Origin of the sequence: Allobosea sp. LC85, assembly GCF_000735605.1 — a bacterium.
Lineage (GTDB): Bacteria > Pseudomonadota > Alphaproteobacteria > Rhizobiales > Beijerinckiaceae > Allobosea.
On the sequence record NZ_JPKG01000006.1, the window covers coordinates 102,397 to 122,911 of the forward strand.

18 protein-coding genes are annotated in these 20,515 nt (G+C 67.0%); 6 read left to right on the forward strand and 12 right to left on the reverse strand.

Features of this window, described 5'->3' with window-relative positions; all coding sequences use genetic code 11:
- Positions 1-137: 137 nt before the first annotated feature.
- Positions 138-1,052, forward strand: coding sequence for an alpha/beta fold hydrolase (locus tag FG93_RS01565; protein WP_043231106.1), 915 nt, complete (start codon positions 138-140; stop codon positions 1,050-1,052).
- Positions 1,053-1,079: 27 nt separating this feature from the next.
- Positions 1,080-1,952 carry a patatin-like phospholipase family protein gene (locus tag FG93_RS01570; RefSeq protein ID WP_052513213.1) on the forward strand — a complete coding sequence of 291 codons (873 nt, stop codon included), beginning with the start codon at positions 1,080-1,082 and terminating at the stop codon, positions 1,950-1,952.
- Here FG93_RS01570 and FG93_RS01575 read toward each other — a convergent pair.
- Positions 1,912-2,658, reverse strand: a complete 747-nt coding sequence (locus FG93_RS01575) for a helix-turn-helix transcriptional regulator (RefSeq protein WP_081881237.1) — start codon at positions 2,656-2,658, stop codon at positions 1,912-1,914. The two genes, FG93_RS01570 and FG93_RS01575, sit on opposite strands and share 41 nt — an antisense overlap.
- A gap of 106 nt (positions 2,659-2,764) precedes the next feature.
- Between FG93_RS01575 and FG93_RS01580 the strand changes: the two genes are divergently transcribed.
- Positions 2,765-3,508 carry a sulfite exporter TauE/SafE family protein gene (locus FG93_RS01580; RefSeq protein WP_043231112.1) on the forward strand — a complete coding sequence of 248 codons (744 nt, stop codon included), beginning with the start codon at positions 2,765-2,767 and terminating at the stop codon, positions 3,506-3,508.
- 55 nt (positions 3,509-3,563) lie between these two features.
- On the opposite strand, the gene FG93_RS01585 is transcribed toward FG93_RS01580, so the two are convergent.
- Together FG93_RS01585 and FG93_RS01590 are read right to left on the reverse strand one after the other, a co-directional pair.
- Complete coding sequence (locus tag FG93_RS01585) at positions 3,564-4,718, reverse strand: NADH:flavin oxidoreductase (RefSeq protein ID WP_052513214.1); 1,155 nt, start codon at positions 4,716-4,718, stop codon at positions 3,564-3,566.
- Between the two features lies 1 nt (position 4,719).
- Positions 4,720-5,115, reverse strand: coding sequence for a RidA family protein (locus tag FG93_RS01590; RefSeq protein WP_043231115.1), 396 nt, complete (start codon positions 5,113-5,115; stop codon positions 4,720-4,722).
- Between the two features lie 189 nt (positions 5,116-5,304).
- Here FG93_RS01590 and gcvA point away from each other — a divergent pair, with 189 nt between their 5' ends.
- Positions 5,305-6,183, forward strand: coding sequence for a transcriptional regulator GcvA (gene gcvA, locus FG93_RS01595; RefSeq protein ID WP_043231117.1), 879 nt, complete (start codon positions 5,305-5,307; stop codon positions 6,181-6,183).
- A 122-nt stretch (positions 6,184-6,305) separates the two neighbouring features.
- Here the strand turns inward: gcvA and FG93_RS01600 are convergent, their stop codons facing one another.
- Both FG93_RS01600 and FG93_RS01605 read right to left on the reverse strand, forming a co-directional pair.
- Positions 6,306-6,533 carry a DUF4287 domain-containing protein gene (locus FG93_RS01600; RefSeq protein WP_043231119.1) on the reverse strand — a complete coding sequence of 76 codons (228 nt, stop codon included), beginning with the start codon at positions 6,531-6,533 and terminating at the stop codon, positions 6,306-6,308.
- Positions 6,534-6,692: 159 nt separating this feature from the next.
- Positions 6,693-7,121: a nucleoside deaminase gene (locus FG93_RS01605; RefSeq protein ID WP_052513324.1), complete on the reverse strand. Its 429-nt coding sequence runs from the start codon at positions 7,119-7,121 to the stop codon at positions 6,693-6,695.
- Positions 7,122-7,224: 103 nt separating this feature from the next.
- Here FG93_RS01605 and FG93_RS32225 point away from each other — a divergent pair, with 103 nt between their 5' ends.
- Both FG93_RS32225 and FG93_RS01615 read left to right on the forward strand, forming a co-directional pair.
- Positions 7,225-9,585: a pseudouridine synthase gene (locus FG93_RS32225; RefSeq protein ID WP_152579253.1), complete on the forward strand. Its 2,361-nt coding sequence runs from the start codon at positions 7,225-7,227 to the stop codon at positions 9,583-9,585.
- A 12-nt stretch (positions 9,586-9,597) separates the two neighbouring features.
- Positions 9,598-10,158, forward strand: coding sequence for an RsmD family RNA methyltransferase (locus FG93_RS01615; protein ID WP_043231740.1), 561 nt, complete (start codon positions 9,598-9,600; stop codon positions 10,156-10,158).
- A gap of 5 nt (positions 10,159-10,163) precedes the next feature.
- On the opposite strand, the gene mutL is transcribed toward FG93_RS01615, so the two are convergent.
- The 7 genes from mutL to ileS form a co-directional block, all read right to left on the reverse strand.
- Entirely contained in the window at positions 10,164-11,966 is a 1,803-nt protein-coding gene (gene mutL / locus FG93_RS01620) for a DNA mismatch repair endonuclease MutL (RefSeq protein WP_043231125.1), read from the reverse strand.
- A 43-nt stretch (positions 11,967-12,009) separates the two neighbouring features.
- Complete coding sequence (locus FG93_RS01625) at positions 12,010-13,332, reverse strand: glucose-6-phosphate isomerase (RefSeq protein WP_043231127.1); 1,323 nt, start codon at positions 13,330-13,332, stop codon at positions 12,010-12,012.
- Between the two features lie 52 nt (positions 13,333-13,384).
- Positions 13,385-14,680 carry a pitrilysin family protein gene (locus tag FG93_RS01630; protein WP_043231129.1) on the reverse strand — a complete coding sequence of 432 codons (1,296 nt, stop codon included), beginning with the start codon at positions 14,678-14,680 and terminating at the stop codon, positions 13,385-13,387.
- A gap of 58 nt (positions 14,681-14,738) precedes the next feature.
- Positions 14,739-16,031, reverse strand: a complete 1,293-nt coding sequence (locus FG93_RS01635; RefSeq protein WP_081881240.1) for a pitrilysin family protein — start codon at positions 16,029-16,031, stop codon at positions 14,739-14,741.
- A 101-nt stretch (positions 16,032-16,132) separates the two neighbouring features.
- On the reverse strand, positions 16,133-16,795 hold the full coding sequence (locus FG93_RS01640; RefSeq protein ID WP_043231131.1) for a hypothetical protein: 663 nt from the start codon (positions 16,793-16,795) through the stop codon (positions 16,133-16,135).
- A gap of 86 nt (positions 16,796-16,881) precedes the next feature.
- A complete protein-coding gene (gene lspA / locus FG93_RS01645; RefSeq protein ID WP_043231133.1) occupies positions 16,882-17,370 on the reverse strand; it encodes a signal peptidase II in 489 nt (162 codons plus the stop codon).
- Positions 17,367-20,366: an isoleucine--tRNA ligase gene (gene ileS, locus FG93_RS01650; RefSeq protein ID WP_043231135.1), complete on the reverse strand. Its 3,000-nt coding sequence runs from the start codon at positions 20,364-20,366 to the stop codon at positions 17,367-17,369. The genes lspA and ileS overlap by 4 nt, the downstream gene beginning before the upstream one ends.
- Between the last annotated feature and the right edge of the window lie 149 nt (positions 20,367-20,515).

A 20,515-nucleotide genomic window follows, 5' to 3' on the forward strand; every position in this document is an offset into this window, starting at 1 on the left:
ATATCATGCCAGCGGTTTGGCCAGATCATCGAACCGGATATCGTATCCGGCCCGATGATCTAACCTTTCCGTGTTTGCATCGTCTTTCCCGAGAACCGCAACCCGCTTTTCGGGCCGATGCTTTAGGAGCGCCCTCCATGAGCAATCTCGATTCGCTCTTTCCCGGTTTCACGGCGCATTGGGTCGACGGACCTGTCGGCAAGATCTTTGCGCGCTCCGGCGGCGAAGGGCCGCCGCTCGTGCTCATCCACGGTTTCCCGCAAACCCATGCCGAATGGCACAAGATCGCGCCCGATCTGGCGAAGACCCACCGCGTCGTCTGCCTCGATTTGCGCGGCTATGGCTGGTCGTCGGCTCCGCATGGCGATGGCGGCAAGGAGACCTACACCAAGCGCGCCATGGGCGAGGACGTCGTCGCTGTCATGGCAGCGCTCGGCCATATCCGCTTCGCCGTGATCGGCCATGACCGCGGCGCGCGTGTCGCCTATCGCCTCGCCCTCGATCATCCCGGCAGGGTCGAGCGGCTCGCTGTGCTCGACATCCTGCCGACGCTCTCGATGTGGGACGGCATGGACGCCGCCCGCGCGATGCAGGTCTATCACTGGACCTTCCTGGCCCAACCCGAACCCGTGCCGGAAAACCTGATCAAGGCCAATCCCCAGGGCTGGCTCGATCACACGATCGCGAGCTGGACGCGGGCCAAGGCACTCGACGTGTTTGACCCGCTCGCGCTGCGATCCTATGGGGAATCCTTCGACGATCCGCATCGCATCCATGCGGCCTGCGAGGATTATCGCGCCGGCGCCACCACCGACCTCGCCCATGACAGGGCCGATCTTGCGGCGGGCAAAACCATCCTCTGCCCGGTACTGGCGCTCTGGGGCGAAGCCGGAATCCCGGCCAAGGGGGCAAGCCCGCTCGAGATCTGGCGCTCGACCTTCGCACCCAAGGCGGAGGGGCAAGCGATCGTCAGCGGCCATTTCCTGCCGGAGGAAAACCCCGCCGCAACGCTGGCGGCCCTGAAGCCCTTCCTAGCTGGCGCGGTTGCCTGAGGCGAACTCAGGCCGCAGCATCGCACCATGACAAGCTCCCCGAGGCCTGCCCCGCGACGATCCGACAGCGCCGAGCCCAGGCTCGCACTCGTGCTCGGGGCCGGTGGGGCCCGAGGCCTGAGCCATATCGCGGTGCTGGAGGCCCTGGACGAACTCGGCGTGAGGCCCGGCCTCATCGTCGGCTGCTCGATCGGGGCGATCATCGGTGCCGCCTATGCGGCAGGCCTCTCGGGCACCGACCTGCGCGAGCATGTGGCACTGACATTCCGTGACCGGGCCAGGGTGATCGCGCGGCTGCTTGACGCGCGCGTCGGCAAATTCACCGATCTCATGCGAGGGCTCGGCAATCCCGTGCTGATCGATGGCGAGCGGCTGCTCGACCTGTTCTGGCCGCAAGCCGTGCCCGACCGGTTCGAGGAACTCCAATCTCCCTTCGCCGCGATCGCGACCGACTACCATCTCCATGCCGAGGTCTCACTGACGAGCGGACCGCTGACGCCGGCCGTCGCCGCCTCGCTGGCCATTCCGGGGCTTGTGCGCCCGGTGGTGCTCGGCGGCCGCGTTCTGATCGATGGCGGCGCGATCAACCCACTGCCCTATGACAGGCTGCTGGCGCCCGGCCGCATCGTCATGGCGGTCGACACCAGCGCGCCGGCAACGATCAGCGACACCCGAGTGCCCGAGCCGCTCGAAGCGATGGTCGGCGTCTCGCAGATCCTGACGCGCACCATCGTGCAGCGCATGATCGAGCGCCACCCGCCCGATATCCTGATCCGGGCCGGCATCGACGGCTATGGCGGGCTCGACTTCTTCCGGGCGCGGGCCATCCTCGACGCCTCCGAGCCGCTCAAGGACGAGGTCAAGCGAAGGCTGTCTCAGGCGCTCGAACGACAGGGCTGAGCGCCTCCGGCTCGTCGCAGCGAAACCCCGGCAGGGCCGACGTCAAGGCGCCACGCCCCTCATCGGTCAGGATCACGGCACGGCTGTCCTTCTTGCGCAGGGCCCAACCCGTCTCAAAGCAGCGACATGCAAGGGCCGCGGCAAGACTTCCGGCCAGATGTGGCCGGCGCTCGCTCCAGTCGAGGCATGGGCGCAAGGACGCGCGCCGGCTCTTGCCCGCCTGAGCGATCTCGATGCCAAGCGCTGCGAAGACGCCCTCCCCCGACGCCGTCAGACCGTAGCCGCCATCGGCGACCGTCAGGTGTCCGCCCGCGACCAGTGCGTCATGCAGGCCGATGCCGAGGCGCCCGGCGAAATGATCGTAGCAGGTGCGCGCCCGGCTGAGGTCAGCGCCGACGCGGGACGGCAGGCGACGGCTGGAGGGCTGGCTTCCAGCGAGAACCATCAGCCCTTCCAGCGCCGTCGCGACCTCCGGCCCGGCAAGCCTGTAATAGCGATGGCGCCCCTGGATTGCGACCGCGAGCAGGCCGCCCTGCATCAGGCGGGCGAGATGGCCACTCGCCGTCTGCGGCGCGACGCCGGCGATATAGGCAAGTTCCTTGGCGGTCAGTGCGCGCCCGTCCATCAGGGCCTGCAGCATGTTGGCGCGGGCTGGATCTCCCATCAGATGGGCGATCTCGGCGAGATAGGGACCATGCGTGCTCATGCTGCCATCTTGCTCCCTTGCTCAGCCGGGGCAACCCTGAACAGTACGGCCACCACCGTAGCGTTCAGGCGCGACAGCCCGCGTCGGCACTGCCACAAGCAGCCTCATGGAAAACGCACATCTCATCCTCTTCATCGCCGCAACCTTCCTTCTGGCTGGCTTCGTCAAGGGCGTCATCGGGCTCGGCTTGCCGACCATCGCAGTCGGCATCCTCGGCGTGGTGATGGCGCCGGCGCAGGCTGCGGCGTTGCTCGTCGTGCCCAATATCGTCACCAACAGCTGGCAGGTCGCGACCGGCCCGGGGCTGAAGGCGATCATGATCAGGCTCTGGCCGATGCTTGCCGGCATCTGCGCGGGGACATGGGCGGGTGCCGGGCTGCTGCACCAGAGCAAGGGCGGTTCGGCCACCTTCTGGCTCGGCTGCGCACTCGTGCTTTATGCGCTGGTCGGGCTCAAGGCGGCGAAGCTGCGGGTCCCGGCCAGTACTGAGGGTTGGCTCGGACCCGTCATCGGCATCACGACGGGCGTTGCCACCGCTGCGACGGGCGTCTTCGTGCTGCCGGCAGTGCCCTATTTGCAGGCGCTCGGCCTGGACAAGGACGAGTTGGTGCAGGCGCTGGGCGTCTCCTTCATCATGTCGACGCTGGCCTTGTCGGTCGGCCTGATCGGAGCGGGCGCGCTGGATGTCGGCGTGGCGCAATCCTCGCTGCTGGCGCTGCTGCCCGCGCTTGCCGGCATGTCGGTCGGCCAGGCGATCCGCACACGCATCTCCGCTGCCACCTTCAAGCTCTGCTTCTTCGCGGGGCTGCTGCTGCTGGGTTGCTATCTCGTGATCAGGACGCTCGCGTGAGCGTCCTGATCACGAGTACCTTCGGGGCATCGCTCCAGTTTGCTTGGCCGCACTCTCAGCTTGCAATGTCGAGCAGCGCTGAACGGCTCCGATCGGCATTCGCCAGATCCGCGATTGGCGACAGGATGCGCTTGTCGAACGGCTCCAGTGCCAGGCCCTCGCGGGCACGCTTCGGCCAGTCGGCATGGGTCAGCGCGCCACGCCCGAGCGACACGAAATCAGCCTCGTCGCCTTCGATCATCGCCGCAGCGCGTTGGGGATCGTGCAGCGACCCATTCGCCAGAACCGGCAGCCGGGCATGCGTCCGCGCCAATGCCGCCAGACTTGGCCCGTCATCGCCAAAGGCCGGGCGCCAGGCCTCGAATTCGGTCGTATGGATGTAGTCGAGTGGAAGCGTGCCCAATGCGCCGAACATCGCCTCGGCTTCGCGGCCACCTCCGATCCGCTTGTGCAGGAAGTCGTTGACCTTGGCCTGCGAGATCCGCAAGCCGACGACGTGATCCGCTCCAACGGCCGAGCGAACGGCTTCGGAAACCTCGACGAGGAGCTGCAGGCGGCCCGCAATGCTCCCTCCATAGCGATCCTGGCGCAGGTTGATGCCTTCGGTCAGGAACTGGTCGAGGAGGTAGCCATTGGCTCCGTGGATCTCGACACCGTCGAAGCCAGCCTCTCCTGCGAGCGCCGCCGCGCTGGCAAAGCCTGCCACCGCTTCGCCGATATCCGCCTCCGACATCGCACGAGGAATGCGGTAAGGCCCATTGCCGCGGTAGAACGCCATCTGCTCGCCCTTGGGACGCAGGGCGGAAGGGCCGATGGTATGGTCCCGATGGATGTTGCCTTGCGCCAAACCCCCCGCGTGCATCAGTTGCGCAACAATCCGCCCGCCTGCATCATGAACAGTGCTGACGACCTGTCGCCACGCCTCGACCTGTTCGGCATCAGCGAGACCGGGCTGGTATTGATAGCCCTGCGAGAAAACCTTGTCGGTGTAGATGCCCTCCGTCACGATCAGGCCAAAGCCGCCTTCCGCGAATGAACGATAATAGGAGGCCATGCCCTCGGTGGCGCGCCCATCGACTGTCGCGCTCACGCGCGTCATGGGAGCAACGACAAGCCGGTTGGAAAGAGCGAGCTTGCCGATCCGGACAGGGGAGAAGAGTCTCTCCACCGCCCTCTGGCGAGGCTCGGCGGGAGGGGGATTGCCAGTCATCTTACCGGCCCTCCCCCGGCACTGCCGCGATCGCCTCGATCTCGATCATCACGCGCGGATCGTAGAGGCCCTTGACCTCGGCGATCGTGTCGGCGGGATAAGGCGCGCTCCAGAACTTGCGGCGAAGCTCGACCACGTCCTTGAACTGAGCCTGCATGTCGGTGACGAAGATCGTCACCTTGACGACGTCCTTCAGGCTGGCGCCACCCGCTTCGAGGGCGCGCTGCAAATTGGAGAAGGCCTGCTCGCCCTGGGCAAGGAATCCGCCCTCCACGACCTTGCCCTCGTCATCATAACCGGCCTGGCCCGATACGAAGAGAAGGCTGCCGACCTTGATGGCCTGCGACAACAGATACGGCTCATAGGGATCGGGCCGCGTGACAACTTGCTCGAACATCTTTTGTCTCATCCATGATTGGGACAGGCGGAGGATGAATTCTGTTCATCATCCGGGCCCGGCCGTGTGGTGACGAAATGAATGTGGTTATAAAAAACCGAGGCAACAAACGCGAAATCATCACTCGATAACTGAGTTCAACTCATCCATAATTTGACCGGATGTCAGTTCAAACATTGGGCCATCTTGATGCGACGCCTGCCGCCCCTGTCCTCGCTACGTGCGTTCGAAGCTGCGGCGCGCCATGGCAGCTTCAAGCGGGCCGCCTCCGAGTTGCTGGTCACGGCCACGGCCGTCAGCCACCAGATCCGGACGCTCGAAGAGCACCTTGATGAGCGCCTGTTCGACCGCCAGACGCGGCGGGTCATTCTGACCGAGCAAGGCCGGGCGCTCTATCTGGTGCTGCGCGATGGCTTCGACGCCTTTGCTGCAGCGATCGAGCGGATACGGTCAGAGCGGAAACGGCCTGTCGTCACGATCTCGGCGACCGTTGCCTTCTCTGCGAAATGGCTGGTGCCGCGGGCCGCCGGCTTCCAGAAGGCTCACCCCGGCATCGATCTGCGACTGCACGCATCCGACGATGTGGTCGATCTGCATTCGGGCCAGGTCGACCTGGCGATCCGATATGGCCATGGCAACTATCCCAATTTCGACGCTCACCGGCTCATCGCGGATCGGTTCGCCCCGGTGGTGAATCCGGTGCTGGACGTGCGCCAGCCCGCCGATCTCGCGCAGGTGCCGCTCATCCATTTCGAATGGCGCAGCGCAGATCCAGATCATCCGACCTGGCCGATCTGGTTCGAGCGGGCTGACATGGGGTTCAATGCAAGATCGGCCTTGCGCTTCACCGATGAAAGCCAGGCGATCCAGGCTGCAGTCGCCGGCCAGGGAGCGGCGCTGCTCAGCCTGGCGCTCGTCCGCGAGGAGCTCGATGCGGGCCGGCTCATCCAGCCATTCGGCCCAACGCTAGCGGGACTTGCCTATTCAGTGGTGACGCTGCCGAGCCGCGCCAATGAGCCGCTTGTACGAGCCGTTCGCGATTGGCTGATTGCGGAAACAGCGCGTTAGATCATCGGACCGGATATCGCAGCAGGTCCGATCATCTCACCTTCTGTATTTGCATCGGCTGTCCCGAAAACCGCAATCCACTTTTCGGGCCTATGCTCTGGCTCTGGCTCTGGCGCGGGCGATCAATCACCGGGCTTCTTCTTGCCTGTGAGCAGGGCATAGATCGCCATGGCGTGGCCATGGCCGAGATCGAAATCCGATTTCAGCCAGTCCACGATCTGCCCTGCCTTGACGCCTGGCTTGAGCCTGCCCGCTTCCGAGAAACCCTTCGCGTCGGCAAGAACCTGCAGTTCTTCAGGCCCCTTGCCGGTCTTCTGCTTGATCGTGTCGAGATAGGCCTGAAAGGACATTGCGCCTCGCGATGTTCGTTTGTCTGGACCAGAACCGTAGCGACGCCGGATCCATCCGCAGTCCCCGCGAGGGAGCATCGCGCCCAGGGGCATCGCGACGGTCGCGACCACCTGGCGCCATTGCCCTCCCCGAGGCGGGGCGGGCGCATAATCCGGCCCTTAACGCCGCGCCTTGAAGAACCCGCGCAACAGCTCCGCGGCCTCGCTTTCAGCGATGCCGCCATAGACATCCGGTGCATGGTGGCATGTCGGGCTGGAATAGAGCCGGACACCATTCTCGACTGCGCCTCCCTTGGGATCGGGCGCGCCGAAATAGAGCCGCCTGATGCGGGCGAAGGAGATCGCGGCGGCGCACATCGGGCAGGGTTCGAGCGTGACGTAGAGATCGCAGCCGATCAGCCGTTCGCTGCCGATTTCTTCGCAGGCGCGCCGCAAGACCAGCATCTCCGCATGCGCGGTCGGGTCCTTCAGCTCGAGCGTGCGATTGCCGGCGCTGGCCAGGATGGTTCCGTCCCTGACGACGACGGCACCCACCGGCACCTCGCCCCGCGCGCCTGCCGCCCGGGCCTCCGCGAGGGCGAGATCCATCCCCTCCAGCTCGGCACGCTTCGATTGCAGCATGAAACCTCTGCTTTGGCGCTCGCGAGGCATGATACGCTCTGCTACAAGCGCCGGCTGTGCAGGAGCGATGATGAGCGACGACAACAACCAGAAAAGCCGTGGTCCACGCAAGGGCGGTGGAGCTGGCGGCAAAGGCGGCGGGTTTGGCGGAGGCGACGGCAAAGGCCGTGGCCCGTCACGCGGTCGCCCACCTTCGGGCGGAGATCGCCCGCCATTCCGTGGCCGTTCCGGCGATGACAGGCCGCGCCGCGATGCCGGGAACGAGGGCGAACGCCCTGCCCGTCGCTTCGACAGGCCCGCAGGCCAGCGTGACGGCGCACCGCGTCCGCCGCGCGAGGGCGGCGAAAGGCCGTTCCGTTCCAGGACCGAGGGCGAACGCGCTCCATTTCGTGGTCGCTCGGGAGATGATCGCCCTTCGCACAGGACGTCCGAAGGCGGCGAACGCCCTGCCCGGCGCTTCGACAAGCCGGCCGGCCGGCGCGACGATGCCCCCCGCCCGCCGCGCGAGGGCGGCGAAAGGCCGTTCCGTTCCAGGACCGAGGGCGAACGCGCCCCATTTCGTGGTCGCTCGGGAGATGATCGCCCTTCGCACAGGACATCCGAAGGCGGCGAACGCCCCGCCCGGCGCTTCGACAAGCCGGCCGGCCGGCGCGACGATGCGCCGCGTCCGCCGCGCGAGGGTGGCGAAAGGCCGTTCCGTGCCCGCTCCGAGGGCGAGCGCAGCGCGAGCCGTCCGCCCCGCGAAGGCGCAGCCCCCCGCAGGAGCTTCGGCGCTCGGGATACTGGCGCACAACGCTTCGACAGGCCCCGCTCGGACCGGCACGACCGTCCCCGCGGCGAGGAACGGGCTCATCGTCCGCACCGCGAGGATGCCGAAGCCCAGGCGCCCGGCGCAGTCCTCCTGCCCTCGATCGAGCCGGAGCGCATCGCCAAGGTGATGGCGCGCGCCGGCGTCGCCTCGCGCCGCGATTGCGAGGCGATGATCGCCGAAGGCCGCGTCAGCGTGAACGGCAAGGTGATCGAAAGCCCGGCACTCGATGTCGGGCCGAGCGATGTGATCCTCGTCGATGGCGAGCCCTTGCCGGCGCGTGAGCGCACACGGCTCTGGCTCTATCACAAGCCCCGCGGGCTGGTGACGACGAACCATGATCCCGAAGGTCGTCCGACCGTATTCGAGGCGTTACCGGAGGATCTGCCGCGCGTTCTCTCGATCGGCCGCCTCGACATCAACACCGAGGGGTTGCTGCTGCTGACCAATGACGGCGGACTTGCACGCGTGCTCGAGCTGCCGGAAACCGGCTGGCTCCGGCGCTATCGCGTGCGCGCCTTCGGCAGCATCACGCAGGACAAACTCGACACGCTGCGCGACGGCGTCACCATCGACGGCATCAGCTACGGGCCCGTCCTGGCGCGCTTCGAACGCGAGCAGGGCTCGAACACCTGGCTCGTGGTCGATTTGCGCGAGGGCAAGAACCGCGAGGTCAAGACCGTCCTCGAGCATCTCGGCCTTGCCGTGAACCGGCTGATCCGGGTCTCCTTCGGGCCGTTCCAGCTCGGCGACCTGCCGGAGGGCGAAGTCGACGAGATCCGCTCCCGCGTGATCAAGGACCAGCTCGGTGAAGAGCTGATGGCCAAGGCCGGCGTCGATTTCGAGGCGCCGCGCCGCGATGAGCTGCCGGTGGCGCCTCGGCGCGCGCCTGCGGGCGAGGATCGCCCGCGTCGCCGCGAGGGCGGCGAGGAGCGCGGCGGGCGCAGCGGTGGACGTCCGGTTTCCCAGGACACCCGCAGCGAGAAGCCCTGGAAGCGCACGGTCTGGCGCGATGAGGAGGCCGAGCCGCAACGTGAGCGCCGCTCCGCCCCAAGACGTGGCGCAGATCCGAAGGAGGCGCGGCAGGCCCGCGAGGCGACCGGCCAGGTCGAGCGCAAGCGCGACAAGGCGATTGCCGATCCGAAGGGGCGGCGCGTGCTGGTCGAGCGTGTCAGCGCGCCGGCACGAGAGGAAGCTCCCGCCCGCCCGGCACGTGCCGAGCGTCCCGGGCCGGGTTCCCGCGGTCCGCGCTCGCAGGAACGCAGCAGTTCAGCCCGCAGCCTCGGCGAAAGGCCGCAGCGCCGTCCACGCGACGAGGGTGCCGGCGGGCATGATCGCGGCGACGAGCGTCCCTGGCAGGAGCGCGCGGCACACGGCGAGCGCCCCGAGCGCGCGCCCCGGGAGGGACGCGAACGGCCAGCTCGCCCCTTTGCCGAGCGTCAGGGCGACGACCGTCCGCGCGGCCGCAGCTTCGGCGACAGGCCTGGCGGCGGCAGACCGTCCGGCGACCGTCCGCATGGACGTGGCGCTGGCGGCAAGTCCGGCGGCGGACGCCCCTTCGGCGGCAAGCCCGGCGGCAAGGGACCTCGTCCCGGTGGCGGTGGGCGCGGCAAGCGTGACTGAGAGTAGCGCCTGATGAGAATCGTCGGCGGCCGCTTCGGCGGCCGGCCCTTGGCCGGCCCCAAGCCGGGTATCGGCACGATCCGCCCGACCTCCGACCGGTTGCGTGAATCGCTCTTCAACGTGCTCGCCCACGCCTATGACGATGTGGTCGAGGGCGCGCGCGTGCTCGATCTCTTCGCCGGGACCGGCGCGATGGCGTTCGAGGCGCTCTCGCGCGGCGCCGGCTTTGCGCTGCTGGTCGATGACGGCACCGAGGCGCGCGGCCTGATCCGCGAGAACCAGATGGCGTTTGGGCTCGCCGGCCTGAGCCGCATCTTCCGCCGCGACGCGACCAAACTCGGCCCGATCGGGCCGATGGCGCCTTTCCAGCTCGTCTTTTGCGATCCGCCCTATCGCAAGAACCTGGGTGAGAAGGCACTCATCTCGGCACGCGATGGCGGCTGGCTCTCAGCTGGTGCGCTGATCGTGCTTGAGGAAGCGGCAGGGGTCGAGATCGCGCTGCCCGGCGAGTTCGAGGAGCTGGAGCGACGCGACTATGGCGAGACCCAGGTCTTGATCCTCCGGACCCCTTGAGCGCCTCACCGCCGCCCGAACAGCTTCTCGATATCGTTCAGCTTGAGCTCGACATAGGTCGGCCGGCCATGGTTGCATTGGCCGGAATTGGGCGTGACTTCCATCTCGCGCAGGAGCGCGTCCATCTCCTCAGGCCGCAGGCGCCGACCGGCGCGCACCGAGTTGTGGCAGGCCATCGTCGCCAGCACATGGTCGAGGCGCCGTTCGAGCGAGCCTGAATCGCCATGCTCGGCGAGTGTATCGGCGACATCACGGACCAGCTTCTGCAGATTGCCGCCGGCCAGCGCGCTCGGCGCTTCGCGCACCAGCACGGCGCCGGCTCCGAAGGATTCGATGGTCAGGCCGAGCGATGCCAGATCACTGGCGACAGCGATCAGGCGATCGGCATCAACCGGATCGAGCTCGACCACTTCCGGCAGCAGCAGGGCCTGGCGGGCGATACCGGTCCTGGCCCTCTCGGCCTTCAGCCGTTCATAGACCAGCCGCTCATGCGCCGCGTGCTGGTCGATAATGACCATGCCGTCGCGGGTCTGGGCGAGGATATAGGTCTCATGGACCTGCGCCCGCGCCGCACCGAGCGGTCGGTCGAGAGCGTCCTGCGCTGGCTCGGCGACATGGGCTCTCGCATCGGCCGATGGCGTCGCGAAACCGGTGAAATCGGCCTGTCGCGCCTCGCCGAAGCCGACCGATGACGGTGTCCAGGCAGGGGCGGACGGCAGGACCGGACGTTGCACCGACGGCTGCCCAGCGCCAGCGAAGACCGCGCGGAAGGCTTCCAGCGTCCGGGCGCCACCCGTCGTCGTGGCGCGGTGCCCGGCTTCGGCCAAAGCCGCCTTCAGGCCGGAGACCACGAGGCCGCGAACCAGGGCGGGATCGCGGAAGCGGACTTCGCTCTTGGCCGGATGGACATTCACGTCGACGAAGCGCGGATCGCAGATCACATCGAGAAACAACATCGGGTGCCTGTCGGAGGGCACGACATCGGCATAGGCGCCGCGCACCGCCGAGAGCAGCAGCTTGTCCCGCACCGGCCGGCCATTGACCGCCAGATGCACGCCGGCCGAGGTACCGCGATGGAAGGTCGGCAGCCCGGCGAAACCGGTGACCCGAATACCTTCGCGCACCACGTCGAGCCGCAGCGCGTTCTCGGGAAAGTCACGGCCAAGCGCACGCGACAGCCGGCGCAGCAGCCCTTCCTCACCGATCGCCTCGGCCGGCCAGTCGAAGCCGGTGACATGGTCCCCTTCGAGCGAGAAGCGGATGGTCGGATGAGCGATGGCGTGCCGCCGCAGCATCTCGGAGACGGCTTGCGCCTCCGCCCGATCGCTCTTCAGGAATTTGAGGCGGGCCGGGGTGAAGATGAAGAGGTCGCAGACCTCGATGCGCGTGCCGGGCGCTGCAGCAGCCGGACGCACCACGCCTTTCTCGCCGGCCTCGACGACGAGGCCGTGGCCCTGCGACGCCTCGCGCTGGCGCGTGGTGATGGCAAGCCGCGCCACCGAGCCGATCGACGGCAGCGCCTCGCCGCGGAAGCCGAGGGACTGGATCGCGAAGAGATCGCCATCCGGCAGCTTCGAGGTGGCATGGCGCTCGACCGAGAGCGCCAGATCCTCGGGCGACATGCCGGAGCCGTCATCGACGACGCGGATCAACTCGCGTCCGCCGGCTGCAATGGTCACGGCGATCGCGCGCGCGCCGGCATCGATGGCGTTCTCGACCAGTTCCTTCACGGCGGCAGCCGGCCGCTCGATCACCTCGCCGGCGGCGATGCGATCGACCAGAATAGGATCGAGACGACGAACGGTCATGCTGGGCCCGGCAAACAGGGAGCGGGGGCGGAGACCCGAATCGTCAACCGCGCCCTTCGGCAAGATAACGCTTGGCGAGGAGTTTCGCCTCTTCCACTGCCGGCTGATCGAACGGATCGACGCCCATGGCGTAGCCCGCCAGGATCGTCTCCAGCATGAAGTGCATCAGGATCTCGCCATGCACCGTCTCGTCGACCTGGTCGACATGGAGGCTGCGCACTGGGCGGCCGTTCTTGGCAAAGGTGTCGACCATGGCGACGCCTTGCGCCGCGACGAGATCGCCGATCGTCTTGCCGGCGAAACCGTCCTCGCCAATTGTCTTGGCCAGAGCGGAGTCGATCCCCGGACCCTTGCCCTTGGTGCTGACGGTCAGAACGGTGAAGAACTTGTCCTTCGGCCCGGCGAGATAAAGCTGCTGCTGCGAATGCTGGTCGACGGGCCCAAGCGCGGCGACCGGCTGGGTGCCTTGTCCGTCCTTGCCGAGGCTCTCGGCCCAGAGCTGGACCCACCAGCGCGTCAACAGGGCAAGCTTGTCGGCATAGGGCATCAGCACCGCGATGCCCTTGCCGGAGCGCATGGCGGCGAGGTGCAGAGCGGCGCCCAGCGCAGCCGGGACCTCGCGGACGCCCTTACCCGCCAGCAGGGGCGCAAGCGCCTTGGCCGCCCCCTTGCGCAAGGCTTCGATATCGAGGCCGAGGATAGCGGCCGGCAGCAGACCGCAATTGGTCAGGACCGAGTAGCGCCCACCCACGCCGGTATGATGGTCGAGGAAGGGCGTACCGAACGGCTCCAGCAGGGCGCGCAGCGGGTGCAGCTTGCCGGGCTTGGCCGGCTCGGAGAGGCCCTGGAAATGCGCGCCGATGTCGCTGTCGGAGATACCGGCTGCACGCAGCGCGGTGATCGCCGCGATGCACTGCAGCAAGGTTTCTCCGGTGCCCCCTGATTTGGAGATGGCCACGAATCTGGTCGACTTGAGCGGCAGTTTCGTCAGCAGGGAGGCGAACGTCTCAGGGTCGAGATTGTCGATGAAATGCACGCGCGGCGCGGGCGCGAAGCCCGACAGGCCGGCGATGCCGTAGCCCGCGAGTTGCGCCAGCGTCTGGCCGCCGAGGCTGGAGCCGCCCGTGCCGAGGATCAGAATATCGGTCGCGCCTTCATGCAGGCGCTTCGCGGCAGCATGGACCGGCGCCAGATCAGCCGTATCGGCCGGTAATCCCAGCAGGGGCAGCGACTTCGCGTCCGCTTCGCCCTTCAGCCGCGCCAGCGCAGGCGCGAGAGCGGCCAGCGCCTTCTCGAAGGCAGCATCGGGGATGCCGCCGGCGCCGACACCGGATTCGAGCGCGAGGTCGAAGCTTTGCTGCAGCATGGCCTGGTATCCATATTGGGTCGGTGGAAAAGCGGGTGGCGGTGCCGTGCCGTCAAACGAGGCCGACCGGCCGACCAACGGCCTGCACAAGCAGGCGCGGGTCGCCGAAGAGCCGCTGCGCAACGCGCTTGACGTCGTCGAGCGTCACGTCGGCGAAGAGTTGGTTGCGGTCGGCGAGGAACTCCGGCCCGAAGCCGTTCACCGCCAGGCCCAGCAGCTCGGCCGCGATCTTCGGCGAGGTATCGAAACGCAAGGGGTATGAGCCGATGATATAGCGCTTGGCCTCTTCGACCTCGTGCTCGCTCGGTCCCTCGGAGGCGAGCTTCATCATCTCCTCGCGAATGACGGCGAGCGACTCGGCCGCACGGTCATTGCGCGTCGCGGTGCCGCCAACCAGCAAGGCGCTCTCGCGCAGCGGCAGCAGGCTCGACGACACGCCATAGGCAAGGCCGCGCTTCTCGCGCACTTCAAGGAACAGGCGCGAGGTGAAGGCGGAGCCGCCCAGGATATGGTTCAACACGCTTGCGGTGATGAAATCCGGGTCACGGCGCATCAGGCCCGGGCCGACGAAGCGCAGCACGGTCTGCGGCACATCGAGATCGATGACATGCGTTTCACCAAGCCCCTGCACGGCAATGGGTTCGGCCGGGATCGATCGAGCGGAGCCGGTGGGGAGGGCAGCAAAGAGCTGATCGAGCCGCTGTGCCAATTCCTCCGCCGTGATGTCACCGACCACGACGATCTTGAGGCCGGCGCGGGTCAGCAACGCGCGCGAGAGTGTCTTTAATCCGGCCGGCTCCGTGCGCGAGACGCTGTCGATATCGCCCTTCTCCGGACGGCCATAGGCGTGGCCCGGATAGGCCGCCGCATAGAGTGCATTGCGGCAGAGTGTTTCAGGATTCTGCGCCTGACGCTGCAGGCCAGCGACGACCTGCGACTTCACGCGTTCCACGGCATCAGCGTCGAAGCGCGGCGCGTTCAGCGCCAGGGCCAACAGCGAGAACGCCTCGTCGCGATGACGCGACAGGGTCTGCAAATGGCCGTGGAAATCGTCGCGGCGGGCGTCGAAGCCGAGGCTGATGGCATGATCGGCAAGGCGGCCATGGAACGCTTCTGCGTCGAGATCGCCAGCCCCCTCATCGAGCAGACCCGAGACGAGATAGGCGCTACCGGCGGCATTGTCGGGATCGCGTGTCGCACCACCATCGAAAGCGAAATCGATCGCGATCAGCGGCAGGCTGTGTTCCTCGACCAGCCAGGCTTCGACTCCGGCGGTCGAGCGGACCTGCTGGACCGCCACAGAGGGGCCGGCAAGCGTGGAACCCGGGGTGGGGATGGGCGCGTTCATGTCGCTTCCTGACGGTGGGATGGTGTCACCCCACCCGCATGAGAAAGGGGGCGCGGGCTCAAGCTGCCGGCAAGAGCAGCCCGGTGACCGAACGGTCGGGCCGCAGATAGCGGCGCGCTGCCTCGATCACGGCCTCGCGGGTGACGGCTTCGATCCGATCCGGCCAGGCCAGGACGTCCTCGACGGTTTCGCCGACGGCCAGCGAGGCGCCGAAGATACGAGCGAGCGAAGACTGGCTGTCTCGGGCGAAGATCGTCTCCGCCACCAGCCGCGTGCGAGCGCGGCTCAACTCGACATCGCTCGGCCCATCGGCCAGGAAAGCTGCCAGCGCTGCATCGAGGCCAGCCTCCAGCGCGGCCATGTCGATGCCCGGGCGTGGGCTCGTCGACATCTGAAAGGCGGCGCGATCGACCATCGAGCCCATGAAATAGGCGCTGGCACCGGCCGCGAGTTCCTGCTCGACGCAAAGCTGGCGATAGAGCCGCGAGGTGGTGCCGCCACCGAGGATATCGGCCACCAGTTCGAGCGCGAACGCCTCGCTTCGATCGCCGCTGAGATAGGTCGGCGTCAACCAGCCGCGCCGCAGCGACGGCTGGCGCACACGCGGATCGCTCAGTGAGACCCGGCGGGCCGCGCGCGGGGTGGGCTCGGCCGGGCGCTTGCGCACCGGCGCCTGTCCGCCCGCCGCGATCTGGCCATAGGTGGCCTCGGCAAGCGTGCGCACCTCGTCGAGATCGGTATCGCCGGCGACGACCAGGATCGCGTTCTCCGGCGTGTAGAAGCGCTGGTAGTAGGTGAAGGCGTCGTCGCGCGTCAGGCCTTCGATCTCGTGCTCCCAGCCGATGATCGGCGTGCCATAGGGATGATGCACGAAGAGCGCGGAGGAGAACTCCTCGCCCAACTGTGCCGCCGGGTCCGCGTCGACGCGCATGCGCCGCTCCTCGAGCACGACATCGCGCTCGGGCCCGACCACGCTCTCGTCGAAGGCGAGGCCGGTCATCCGGTCGGCCTCGTAGTCCATCATGGCGCGCAGATGCTCCTTCGGCACGCGCTGGAAATAGGCGGTGTAGTCGAAGGAGGTGAAGGCGTTCTCCTGGCCGCCATAGCCCGCGACGATCTTGGAGAACTCGCCGGCGGGCCAGCGCGCCGTGCCCTTGAACATCAGGTGCTCGAGGAAATGCGCGATGCCGGACTTGCCGGCCGGATCATCCGCCGAGCCGTTGCGGTACCAGACCATATGCGTGACGACCGGCGCGCGCCTGTCGGGCACGACCACAACGTCAAGCCCGTTGGCGAGCCGGAAGGCTTCGACTGGAACCGACAAGCGTGCAGTCGGAGTATGAACCGTCATTGCAGGGTGGCACCTTCGCGGCAGGAGTGACCTTCGATATAGGCGCGATTACGCTCCGCGCCAGCGCGCGGCGCTCGCCATCACGGTGTCGCAGCGAAGGGTCAGGGTGTGCTCGGCGACGGCAGACCCTGCACGAATTCCTTCTGGCCCGTGCTGTTGGTGTCTTCACGCGGCCCCGACCGACCGGGCCCAAGCGGCGCCGTACCAGCCGGCTTGCGGTAGCCGGTCGGCGGATCGGTCAGCAATCGCCGCTGCGGCTCCTGACCGTGAACCAGGTTCGAGGTGTCGGTCGCAGCCTGGCGCGCCGCCATTTCACGGCCGGCGCGGATCGGGCCGATATTTTCCTCGAAGGTCTTGCTCTGGGTCACGGGTGGCGTCTGAGCCTGTCCGCCACCGCTCACGCGGCCGCGACGCAGTTCCTGCTGGCTGAGCAGCGGGGTCTGGTTCAGCTTGTATCTCTCGCGCTCCGTCGCCGGAACCAGCGCGTCCTTGGCCTCCGCACGGCGGGCTGCAACATCGGGATCATTCGGCCATGCAGCGGTACGCTGCGAGGCCGGATCCTGCGGGCGCGGCAAGGCGGAAGACGGCGGCACGACCAGCGGCGGGCGCTGGCGATACTCGATATCGGGCCCCTCCCCCGGCATCAGTCCAAAGGTCCGCATGGCGTTCTGGAAAAACATGCCTTCCTGAGCCGAGGCGGGAAGCGCGACCGCGATCATGCTCCCAGCGAGCAGGATGCGGATTGCGCGAGCGCGATGGGCCATCTCAAAACCTCCGTGAAGGAACCTGCGTTCCTGTCCGTGTTTCGCCGTGTTGCGCCAAGGGAAGGGCAAAAGCATGGCGACGCGCCTCAAGCCTGTGCAGACTTTGAGGCGTCAGGGCGGAAGGACTCATACAGGAGACCGAGCACACCGACAACGATAGCCGCATCGGCAATGTTGAAGATGTACCAGCTGAAGCTGCCATAATGCAGGTGAACGAAGTCGACGACGGCGCCGTACACAGCCCGATCGACGCCGTTACCAAGCGCGCCGCCGACGATGAGCGCGAGACTTGCGACCGTCAGCCGGTCTGTCGCCCGCCACATCCAGCGGCTGAGCCAGATGGCGGCGACGACCGACAGCAGCACCAGAAGCCAGGGCCCGAGATTGCCCTCCTGCTGGAACAGCCCATAGGAGATGCCGCGGTTCCAGGCCAGCACGATGGTCATGAAGGGCGTCAGCTCGTAGGGGCCGGTTTCGCCGAGCTGCAAGCCAAACACCAGCCAGAGCTTCAGCGCCTGGTCCAGTACGAAGACCAGCGCGACGATCCAGATCCCGAAGCGGCGCAGCGACGTCATCGCCCGGCCGCCTTGCCGAGCTCCCGCAAGGCCCTGGCGTCACGTGGAGTGACGTCGGGATGATCGTGCTCGGCGGTCGCGGGATCGAAATACTTCCAGGAACGGGCGCATTTCACGCCGCTGGCCCGGACCGGGACGACAGCGACGCCGGGCACCTCCGGAAGCCGGAATCCATCCTCTGGCCCTTCGCCGGCAACAACCTTGAGATCGGACGTGATGCAGATCTCGGCGAGATCGACACCCGACAGCGCCGCCAGCAGATCGGGATCGGCGATGTGAACCTCGGGCGCGGCCTCGAGCGAAGAGCCGATGCGCTTGGCCGCACGTTCCAGCTCGAGCGCGCCGGTGACGACACGCCGGACGCGGCGGATCTTGCTCCAGCGCTCGGCCAGCTCCGGATCGAGCCAGCTCTCCGGTGCCGCGGCAAAGGCTTCGAGATGCACGGAACCGCCCAGCGCCTTCTGCTCCGGATAGCGCTCGAGCCAGGCTTCCTCGGTGGTGAAGACAAGGATCGGCGCCAACCAGGTTGCGAGGCAGCGCAGGAGATGGTCGACCACCGTCAGCGCACTCTTGCGGACATGGCTCGACAGCGGATCGCAATAGAGCGCGTCCTTGCGAACGTCGAAATAGAAGGCGGAGAGCTCGGTGTTCATGAACTGCGAGAGCAGCGTCACCACCCGCTTGTAGTCATAGGTCCGATAGGCCTCCTCGACTTGCGGCCCGAGCTCCGCAAGGCGGTGCAGCATCAAGCGCTCGAGCTCCGGCATCGAGGCCGGCGAGGCGACGCGGATGTCCTCGCTGAAATGCGCGAGCGTGCCGAGCATCCAGCGCATGGTGTTGCGCAGCTTGCGGTAGGTCTCGACGAAGGTCTTGAGGATTTCCTTGCCGATGCGCAGATCGTCGGAATAGTCCGCCGCCGCGACCCAGAGGCGCAGGATGTCGGCGCCGGACTCCTTGATCACGTCCTGCGGCGCAGTGACATTGCCTTTCGACTTCGACATCTTCTCGCCCTTCTCGTCGAGACAGAAGCCGTGGGTCAGCACGATGTCGTAGGGCGCCCGGCCACGCGTGCCGCAGCTTTCGAGCAGGCTCGAATGGAACCAGCCGCGGTGCTGGTCCGACCCTTCCAGATACATCACCCGGTCATTGCCACCGTCGCCGCGCCGGCGAGCGCGCAGGTCGGGCCGCTTCTCCAGCGTGAAGGCGTGGGTCGAGCCTGAATCGAACCAGACATCGAGCACGTCGGTGACGCGCTCATACATCTGCGGATCGTAACCGAAGGGCTTCAGGAAGCGCGCGCCGTCGACATCGGTGAACCAGGCATCGGCTCCCTCGATCTCGAAGGCATCGGCGATTGCAGCGTTGACCCTTGGATCGACGAGGATCGTGCCGCTGTCCTTCTCGACGAAGACGGTGATCGGCACGCCCCAGGCGCGCTGGCGCGAGACAACCCAGTCGGGGCGGTTGGCGATCATGCCGGTGATACGGTTCTCACCGGCCGCGGGAACCCATTCGGTTTCCTTGATGGCCTTGAGCGCGCGGTTGCGCAGCGTATCGACGTTGCCGCCCGGCGTGGCTGGAACATCGGGGCCGCCCAACGCTTCGCCGAGCGGCTTGTCCATGGCGATGAACCATTGCGGCGTGTTGCGGAAGATGACCGGCTTCTTCGAACGCCAGCTATGGGGATACTGATGCTTCAACCGGCCGCGCGCGATGATGTTGCCGCTCGCCGCCAGCGCCTTGATGACGGCATCGTTGGCGTCGCCCTTCTCGCCCTTGTCGGTGATGACCTGTCGGCCCTCGAAGCCCGGCGCATCCCTGGTGAAGCGACCATCGGCATCCACGGTGTAGGGGATATGCGTATCGATCCCGCGTTCGGCGAGCTTGCGGCCGCTCGCCATCCAGATGTCGAAATCCTCCCGACCATGGCCGGGCGCGGTGTGGACGAAGCCCGTACCGGCATCGTCGGTGACATGGTCTCCGTCGAGCAGCGGCACATCGAAGTCGTAGCCGTGGCCGCGCAGCGGATGGGCGCAGGTCAGACCATCCAGCTCGGACGCAGCGACATCGCGAACCAGTTCGAAGGCGTCGACCTTCGCAGCCTTGAACACGCTCTCGGCCAGGGCCTTCGCCAGCACATAGGTCGCGCCGACCTTCGCCCAGTTGCCGTCGGCCGCCGCGGTCACCCGATAGAGCCCATAGGCGATCTTGTGGTGGAAGGAGATCGCCCTGTTGCCGGGGATCGTCCAGGGGGTGGTCGTCCAGATCACGACAGACGCGCCAGCCAGGCCATCCGCTCCCGACGCGACGGGAAAGGCCACGAACACCGTATCGCTCGTGTGCTCCTCGTACTCGACCTCAGCCTCGGCGAGCGCGGTCTTCTCGACCACCGACCACATCACCGGCTTGGACCCGCGATAGAGCTGGCCGGTCTCGGCGAACTTCATGATCTCGCGGGCGATCTGCGCCTCGGCCGGGAACGCCATGGTCAGGTAGGGATCGGCCCAGTCGCCCTCGACGCCGAGGCGCTTGAATTCCTCGCGTTGAACATTGACCCAGTGCTCGGCGAAGGCACGGCACTCCTTGCGGAACTCGACGACCGGCACATCGTCCTTGTTCAGGCCCTTGGCCCGGTACTGCTCCTCGATCTTCCACTCGATCGGCAGGCCATGACAATCCCACCCCGGCACATAGTTGGCGTCGTGGCCGAGCATCTGCTGAGAGCGGACGACGAGGTCCTTCAGCACTTTGTTGAGCGCATGACCGATATGGAGATGGCCGTTCGCATAGGGCGGACCATCATGCAGGATGAAGCGGTCGCGGCCCTTCGCGCTCTCGCGCAGCTTGCGATAGAGTTCGATCTTCTGCCAGCGGGCGAGCAGTTCCGGCTCGCGTTGCGGCAAGCCGGCGCGCATCGGGAATTCGGTCTGGGGCAGGAACAGCGTCTGCGAATAATCAACGCTTTTCGACGGGGCGGAATTGGACTGGTCGTTCATGATCCGGCTCGGGCAGCTTGGACTGGCGGGCCATACGTGGCTGGCGCGTCACCGGTCCTTGAGGACAAGGGAAAGCGGCGGTCATCCCGGCTTGCGCGGACGCCTGCGTCTCAGCGCAGGGCAGCGTCAGCCGGGCCCGTAATTCGCCG

What these genes read in the sequence shown, in the direction of transcription:
- FG93_RS32225 (WP_152579253.1), top strand. Translation starts at nt 7,225, where the DNA reads ATGAGCGACGACAACAACCAGAAAAGCCGTGGTCCACGCAAGGGCGGT.
- FG93_RS01615 (WP_043231740.1), top strand. Translation starts at nt 9,598, where the DNA reads ATGAGAATCGTCGGCGGCCGCTTCGGCGGCCGGCCCTTGGCCGGCCCC.
- FG93_RS01625 (WP_043231127.1), bottom strand. Translation starts at nt 13,332, where the DNA reads ATGCTGCAGCAAAGCTTCGACCTCGCGCTCGAATCCGGTGTCGGCGCC.
- FG93_RS01630 (WP_043231129.1), bottom strand. Translation starts at nt 14,680, where the DNA reads ATGAACGCGCCCATCCCCACCCCGGGTTCCACGCTTGCCGGCCCCTCT.
- FG93_RS01575 (WP_081881237.1), bottom strand. Translation starts at nt 2,658, where the DNA reads ATGAGCACGCATGGTCCCTATCTCGCCGAGATCGCCCATCTGATGGGA.
- FG93_RS01580 (WP_043231112.1), top strand. Translation starts at nt 2,765, where the DNA reads ATGGAAAACGCACATCTCATCCTCTTCATCGCCGCAACCTTCCTTCTG.
- FG93_RS01635 (WP_081881240.1), bottom strand. Translation starts at nt 16,031, where the DNA reads ATGACGGTTCATACTCCGACTGCACGCTTGTCGGTTCCAGTCGAAGCC.
- FG93_RS01565 (WP_043231106.1), top strand. Translation starts at nt 138, where the DNA reads ATGAGCAATCTCGATTCGCTCTTTCCCGGTTTCACGGCGCATTGGGTC.
- FG93_RS01590 (WP_043231115.1), bottom strand. Translation starts at nt 5,115, where the DNA reads ATGTTCGAGCAAGTTGTCACGCGGCCCGATCCCTATGAGCCGTATCTG.
- FG93_RS01605 (WP_052513324.1), bottom strand. Translation starts at nt 7,121, where the DNA reads ATGGATCTCGCCCTCGCGGAGGCCCGGGCGGCAGGCGCGCGGGGCGAG.
- ileS (WP_043231135.1), bottom strand. Translation starts at nt 20,366, where the DNA reads ATGAACGACCAGTCCAATTCCGCCCCGTCGAAAAGCGTTGATTATTCG.
- FG93_RS01600 (WP_043231119.1), bottom strand. Translation starts at nt 6,533, where the DNA reads ATGTCCTTTCAGGCCTATCTCGACACGATCAAGCAGAAGACCGGCAAG.
- lspA (WP_043231133.1), bottom strand. Translation starts at nt 17,370, where the DNA reads ATGACGTCGCTGCGCCGCTTCGGGATCTGGATCGTCGCGCTGGTCTTC.
- FG93_RS01585 (WP_052513214.1), bottom strand. Translation starts at nt 4,718, where the DNA reads ATGACTGGCAATCCCCCTCCCGCCGAGCCTCGCCAGAGGGCGGTGGAG.
- mutL (WP_043231125.1), bottom strand. Translation starts at nt 11,966, where the DNA reads ATGACCGTTCGTCGTCTCGATCCTATTCTGGTCGATCGCATCGCCGCC.
- FG93_RS01640 (WP_043231131.1), bottom strand. Translation starts at nt 16,795, where the DNA reads ATGGCCCATCGCGCTCGCGCAATCCGCATCCTGCTCGCTGGGAGCATG.
- gcvA (WP_043231117.1), top strand. Translation starts at nt 5,305, where the DNA reads ATGCGACGCCTGCCGCCCCTGTCCTCGCTACGTGCGTTCGAAGCTGCG.
- FG93_RS01570 (WP_052513213.1), top strand. Translation starts at nt 1,080, where the DNA reads ATGACAAGCTCCCCGAGGCCTGCCCCGCGACGATCCGACAGCGCCGAG.